General features: G+C 63.6%; 6 protein-coding genes. All 6 read left to right on the top strand.

Annotation, left to right across the window (positions count from 1 at the left end):
* Nucleotides 1-80 precede the first annotated feature (80 nt).
* The 6 genes from I6F49_RS19875 to I6F49_RS19850 all read left to right on the top strand — a co-directional run bounded on the left by I6F49_RS19875 (nt 81) and on the right by I6F49_RS19850 (nt 6,288).
* Complete coding sequence (locus I6F49_RS19875; RefSeq protein ID WP_197161960.1) at nt 81-482, top strand: DUF1441 family protein; 402 nt, start codon at nt 81-83, stop codon at nt 480-482.
* A complete protein-coding gene (locus I6F49_RS19870) occupies nt 483-2,507 on the top strand; it encodes a phage terminase large subunit family protein (RefSeq protein WP_197181722.1) in 2,025 nt (674 codons plus the stop codon).
* Nucleotides 2,508-2,527: 20 nt separating this feature from the next.
* Nucleotides 2,528-2,725, top strand: coding sequence for a hypothetical protein (locus I6F49_RS19865; RefSeq protein ID WP_197181721.1), 198 nt, complete (start codon nt 2,528-2,530; stop codon nt 2,723-2,725).
* An 83-nt stretch (nt 2,726-2,808) separates the two neighbouring features.
* Nucleotides 2,809-3,180: a hypothetical protein gene (locus I6F49_RS19860; protein ID WP_197161963.1), complete on the top strand. Its 372-nt coding sequence runs from the start codon at nt 2,809-2,811 to the stop codon at nt 3,178-3,180.
* 1,117 nt (nt 3,181-4,297) lie between these two features.
* A complete protein-coding gene (locus tag I6F49_RS19855; RefSeq protein WP_181870798.1) occupies nt 4,298-4,507 on the top strand; it encodes a phage head-tail joining protein in 210 nt (69 codons plus the stop codon).
* Nucleotides 4,507-6,288 carry a phage portal protein gene (locus tag I6F49_RS19850; protein WP_181870799.1) on the top strand — a complete coding sequence of 594 codons (1,782 nt, stop codon included), beginning with the start codon at nt 4,507-4,509 and terminating at the stop codon, nt 6,286-6,288. Before I6F49_RS19855 ends, I6F49_RS19850 begins: the two co-directional genes overlap by 1 nt.
* Nucleotides 6,289-6,300: the final 12 nt, after the last annotated feature.

Here is a 6,300-nt window from a genome sequence, read left to right as displayed (position 1 = left end):
CGATTGCGCAAATACCTGCGCAACAAGTAGAATTGGCGTATGAGCAACACATTCTGTGACGCCTTTGCGGCACCTTTGGCATGAGCGAATACGTCGAAGGCATCGAGATCGACGTGCCCCGGCTGGGCGGCAAACGCGAGAACGCTGGCCGCAAGCCCAAGGTGTTCGAGGACCAGGTGCGCAAGGAACTGGAGGACGCGGGCGAGGTTGAGTACGCCGTCTCCCGGGCGCGCAAGGAGGCATGGACGGCCAAGACTGTCGAGCTGGACTACCGCATCAAGGAGGGCGAGTACGTGAAGCGCGAGGCTGTGCGCGAAGCCTGCGCCACCGCGTTCGCATCCATCGCCCAGACCCTGCGCTCAATCCCCGACCTGCTGGAGCGGCGCGAGGGCGTGGCACCGGAGACCTGCGAAACGGTGAGCAAGACGATTGACGACGCACTGAACACCTTGGCTGAAGAGTTCGAATTGTTCGGAGGCTGAGTGGCAGACGATTTCACCAAAGCGGTACAGGACGTTTTCTCCCCTCACGCAGCGTTCCGACCACCCAAGCGGGTTTCCGTCAGCCAAGGCGCGGCCGCCTCGCTGATCGTCAAGCAGACCGGCGGCACCACCGCCCCATGGTCGGCCACCGAAACACCCTACATGTGCGAGCCAATCGACACGCTGGCGAGCCGCCGGCACGAGGCCGTCGCCTTCGTCGGTCCAGCACGGTGCGGGAAAACCGAGGGGTTGATCACCGGCTGGATGGCGCACGCCGTGGTCAACGACCCTGGCGACATGGCTATCATCCACATGTCCCAAGAGAAGGCGCGCGAGTTCTCCAAGACCACCGTGGACCGCGCACTGCGCCACAGCCCGGACTTGGCTGCGCTCGTCTCGCGCAACGCCAACGCCGACAACACGTTCGACAAGAGCTTTCGCCACGGCATGTGGCTCAAGATCGGCTGGCCCACCGTCAGCAACCTGTCCGGCTCCACCTATCGCTACGTGGCCTTCACCGACTACGACCGTATGCCGGACGACGTGGGCGGCGAGGGCGCGCCGTTCCCGCTGGGGCTCAAGCGCACGCAGACCTTCCTGTCGCGCGGCATGTGCCTGGTTGAGTCCAGCCCCGGGCGCGACATCGAAGACCCGAACTGGAAACCGTCTACCCCGCACGAGGCCCCGCCGGTGCGCGGAGTGGTTGGCATCTACAACACCAGCGACCGGCGCCGGTGGTACTGGAAGTGCCACGACTGCCGCGAGTGGTTTGAAGCCGCGCCCGGTGTTGGTCTGTTCAACCTACCCCCGGACGACGAGTTGCTGGAGACGGTGCGCAGCGCCAACCTGGACAAGCTCGCCGAGCACTACGCCAAGATCGTGTGTCCCCACTGTGGGTCGCTGCACGGCGCCGACCAGAAGAAGGCTCTGAACGCCAACGGCCGGTGGCTGCGGGACGGCATGACACTGACCGTTGACGACGAACTGGTGGGCGAGGGCATGACATCTTCCATCGCCGGGTTCTGGCTGGGCGGCGTGGCGGCGGCGTTCCAACCGTGGCGCTCTATCCTAGTGCGCCACCTGCAGGGCCTGCGCCACTATGCCCTCAGCGGATCGGAAGAGGCCCTGAAGAACGCGATCAACGTGGACCAGGGCATGCCGTACATCTCGCGGCACCTGAAGGAGTCCCAATCAGGACGTGCCCGACCGCAGGACCGCGCTGAAAACGACCTGATCCGCTACCAGGTACCCGAGCAGACACGCATGCTCTCGGCCTCCGTGGACGTGCAGGGCGGGGTGAACGCGCGCTTCGTGGTGCAACTCCACGCCGTCGGCGTGCACATGGAGCAGTGGTTGGTGGATCGTTTCGAGATAAAACACTCGAAAAGGCCCGGAATGGGAAGCGAGTTTGCCCCTATCGACCCCGCCAGCTTTCCTGAAGATTGGGATGTGCTGACGGACAAGCTGCTCGACGCCACGTGGAAGACACCGGACCCCAACCGAGAGATCAAAATCCGCATGCTCACGGTGGACACCGGGGGCGAGGACGGCGTGACCCATAACGCCTACGCCTGGTATCGGCGCGTGCGCAAGGCCGGACATGCGCACCGCGTCACGCTCTACAAGGGTGCGTCCGAGCCCAAGGCACCGATCATCCGGGAGACCCTAGTGAGTGGCCGCAAAGGGACCAAGGGCGACATCCCTCTGCTGATCTGCAACCCGAACCTGCTGTCGGACATGGTGGCGGCGGGCCTGCGTCGGACCATGCCGGGGCCGGGTTTCTACCACTTCCCTCAGCCGAAACACCCCACACAGAACCCCGACGGCTGGCTGCCACAGGCGTTTTTTGACGAGCTGGAGGCCGAGGTGCGCGGCAAGAACGGCACCTGGCAGAAGGTCCGCAAGCGCAACGAGAGCTTTGACCTTTGCCGGATGATGATGGCGGGTATGCTGCGCATGCAGCTCGACAAGATCAAGGACTGGAACGTCGTGCAGCCATGGCTGGCGCCGCTCGACCGCANATGATGATGGCGGGTATGCTGCGCATGCAGCTCGACAAGATCAAGGACTGGAACGTCGTGCAGCCATGGCTGGCGCCGCTCGACCGCAACAGCGAGATCGTGGCGCGCGAAGATCGCCGAGCAGCGCAGGAAAACAGCGTTATCGCCTTACCACCTGCAGAAGAAGTGCGCGTACTCCGGCCTGTGCGCAGGCCACGGCGAAGTGCGGTGGCGCAGTATTGAAATCGCTTGACGACTTCTTGCGCGTTTGCTAAATTACACACATCGCAACAACGTCAGTCCGACGATCTTTTTGAAAGGCAAATATGCAACCGTCCGAGCCCCGTTCTTTGTCCCTCAAGGCAGCCGCTTTTGCTGCTCTTGGTGCAGCATCTGAAAAGGTGACCCAGAGCATGGAGGCGTACCGCGTCAAGGCCAGTGGCCCAAACACGGCCTGCCAACTGCTGCAGCACCTCGGCGTAGCCAACGTGGGCCTGCCAGGTTACGGCAAGATGCGCTCGGCCAGCCACACCAAACGCGGCCCAGGTCGTCGTTTCACCATTGGCGACGGCACACGCACGTCCCAGCAGCGTCAGGCAGGCGCCTACGGACGCGGCTTGATGAACTGGGTTGCGAGCACTCAAGCTGCGCGCTCAGCAAATCGCAAAAATGCCAAAATGGCACGGGCCTGCGCTTAAAAACCCTTGACCTTTATTTCGCAAACGCGATAATACGAACCAGGCCAGCGCAACCAGTGGCCGGAGTTTAAAAGTCGAAAGGCTCTCAAACCAACTGGAAGATTTCGGTGACGAAGAGGCTGGGTTACACCCAGTAACGGTCCTCCGGTCGGACCCTAAGCCGGCGCGCTCTCAAACGCGAAAGGGGAAGGGGCTGATCCACCTACGGATTCTTGGAGCCTGCGCGAGCAGGGCCTTCAAGCGAGAGACTGATAAGAAGGTGCCACTGCCATTCTCACGCAAGGCAGCGTAGCACCGTAAATCGGCCTCTCACTTGAAGGTCGCACAGTGAAAAAGTGAGAACAAAGGCACTCTCGCACCACGTGGTGCTGTAGTAAAAGCTCCCTTAACAACGGGGTGATGTCCGCGCCATCCAACACTCCCTGCGACCCGAACTTGGAGCCTGCGCGAGCAGGGCCTTCAAGTGTGACACCTGGCCGGAAAGGGCCACCCGCAAGGGACAACCTCCGGTAGTACCCCGGAGTTGATGTTCAGGCGTCACACTTGAAGGTGGCCCAGCGGCCGAGGGTTAGCGCCTCGCCAAACTGACTTTCATGCGAAAACCTTGTGATCGTGGTGCGTAAACACTGCTTCATGTGAGCTGGGTCATTCTTCAACATCTCTCCCGCGCAGCGCGCCGTTTCGACGGCGGCAAAGGGATGATCGCCGGAAGCATGCGAGTACGCGATCCTGTCACGGCAGTAGCAGCACCGAACGTACTGGTGCGGTAGGCCCCGTGAGGTAATTACGTGACATCCCGGAGAGACGGGAACTAGCAAGCCTGCAGTTTGGCCTCTGGGCGATCCTGGGGGAGCGCACCAGACTGCAGACTCGATGGTGCTAAATGCCCGCGAGGTGGTTCTCGCAGTGTGGCGCCCAGTGGCCGGGGTTCAGCGCGGGTCTGACCAACCAAACACGGCCACCATCGACTTGTCTCAGCAGCAGACGCCGCCATCAGCGTCTCCTTTTAAAAGACTTTCCGTAAAAAGAAAGTCTTTCTTTTTTCCGAAATCGTGCCGCAGGCCGTTTTCGCGCCACCTCGCCGATGATGCCGATCATTTCGCATATCGGATCAACCATGGCCGTCACCCAGGCAGACATCGACAATCTAAACGCGGCCATTGCGGCTGGCGTTCGATCCGTCACCCTCGGCGGGCAGACGGTCATTTACGGAACGCCGGAGTCGCTGATCCAGGCCCGGGACGACATGAAGAAGGAACTGGCCGCACAAAGCCCGCAGCGCCCCCGCCAGTCCTATGCGTTCTACGCAGGTCGAGGGTACGACTGATGGCTCGGTACAGCGCAAACGGCAAGTTGATCGGCCGACCACCCAAGAACCCCCAGCCTGAGCAGACTCCGGTCGCCCAGGCCGCACGCACGTTCACCAACCGCTACGACGCCGCAGGGCAGGGCCGCCGCCTCGCTGGCTGGACACCACCCTCCAGCGGCCCCAACACGGCCATGGCTGGCCTGCAGACGATCCGCAACCGCTCGCACGACGCGGTGCGTAACGACTGGAGCGCCAAGAGCGTCACCCAGAAGTGGGCCACCAACCTCGTCGGCATCGCCATCACGCCGCGCTTCAAGCGCATCACCAGCAAGACACGCAAGCAGGAACTGACGGACCTGTGGAACGACTTCGTGAAGAAGGCAGACGCCGACTGCGTGCTCGACGGCTACGGCCAGCAGACCCTGGCCGTGAAGTCGTGGCTGGCCGCCGGTGAGGTGTTCGCCCGCCGTCGTGCCCGGTTCCTTGACGAAGACGGCCTCGCGGTGCCCATGCAGGTGCAACTGCTGGAGGCCGACATGGTGCCGCTCATGGACGCGGACCAGTGGAAGGGCCTGCCTGTCGGCCACGTCATCCGCTCCGGCATCGAGTTGAACAAGCGCGGCAAGCGCGTGGCGTACTGGGTTTACAAACAGCACCCGGGCGACAAGGGGTTCATGGGCGTGATGGACCCCGACGCGCTGGTGCGCGTGGCGGCATCAGACATGATCCACATGTTCGAGCCCGACCGTCCCGGTGCCCTGCGCGGCGTGCCCACCATGGCCTCGGTGCTGGTCAAGCAGCGCAACGCCGTGGACTACGAGGACGCGACGCTGGAGCGCCAGAAGCTGGCGAACCTGTTCGTCGCCACGATCTCGCGCACGCTGCCCCCACTGGACCCGAACGACCCGAACAACGGCGCGCTAACAGGCACGCCGTACGAGACCGACGGTGTGAGCCCCGAGCCGCTGGTCCCGCTGCGGCCCGGCCTAGTGCAAGAGCTGGAGGACGGCCAGAAGATGGAGTGGTCCAACCCTCCCGAGGCCGGCACCAACTACAGCGACTACATGCGCACGACCCATCTGGGCACGGCGGCGGGCGCTGGCCTGCCGTACGAGCTGATGGCGGGCGACATCCGCGAGGTCAGCGACCGCACGCTGCGCGTCGTGATCAACGACTTCCGCCGCTTTGCCGAGCAGCGCCAGTGGCAGATCGTGATCCCGATGTTCTGCCAGCGCGTGATCGAGTGGTTCGCTGACGCAGCGCTGCTGGCCGGGGAGATCACACTGGCCGAGTACGACGACGTGATTCGCGTAGAGCACGCACCCCACGGCTGGGCCTACATCCACCCCGTGCAGGACGTGCAGGGCAAGGCAGCGGAAGTCACGAACGGTTTCCGCAGCCGCTCCAGTGTCATCGGCGAGCGCGGTGACGACGCCGACACGGTGGACGAAGAGCGCAAGGTCGACATGGACCGCGAGAAGGAGATGGGTCTGTGGGTGGACCCAATGGGTGTCCCTGCTGCACCGGGCGAGGATGACCCGGAAGAGGACGGCATTGACGACGACGAATACAGCGCGCCGCCCAACCCCACGCAGGCCCAGCAGCGGGAGATGCACCTGGCGCTGCTCAAGCGCACCGAGGCTGAGACCGACGCGCTGCGCGCACGCGCGGCTGCCGCCAAGGCGCCGCCACCTGCGCCAGTGCCACCTCCGGTAGACCCAACGGCCGAGCAGACCCTGGCGCTACAGAACCGAATTCTCGACCTGCTCGGCGAGGGGGCCGAAGGTGGACAGCAATGATCGCGGCATCCT

The organism is Pseudoalteromonas sp. SWN166 (assembly GCF_015864485.1).
Classification (GTDB): Bacteria; Pseudomonadota; Gammaproteobacteria; order Enterobacterales; family Alteromonadaceae; genus Pseudoalteromonas.
This window is presented reverse-complemented; position numbering and strand designations above follow the sequence as displayed.

Bases quoted from the DNA above. Each gene is read 5' to 3' on its own strand.
- I6F49_RS19875 (WP_197161960.1), top strand. From the start codon at position 81: ATGAGCGAATACGTCGAAGGCATCGAGATCGACGTGCCCCGGCTGGGC.
- I6F49_RS19865 (WP_197181721.1), top strand. From the start codon at position 2,528: ATGCAGCTCGACAAGATCAAGGACTGGAACGTCGTGCAGCCATGGCTG.
- I6F49_RS19860 (WP_197161963.1), top strand. From the start codon at position 2,809: ATGCAACCGTCCGAGCCCCGTTCTTTGTCCCTCAAGGCAGCCGCTTTT.
- I6F49_RS19855 (WP_181870798.1), top strand. From the start codon at position 4,298: ATGGCCGTCACCCAGGCAGACATCGACAATCTAAACGCGGCCATTGCG.
- I6F49_RS19850 (WP_181870799.1), top strand. From the start codon at position 4,507: ATGGCTCGGTACAGCGCAAACGGCAAGTTGATCGGCCGACCACCCAAG.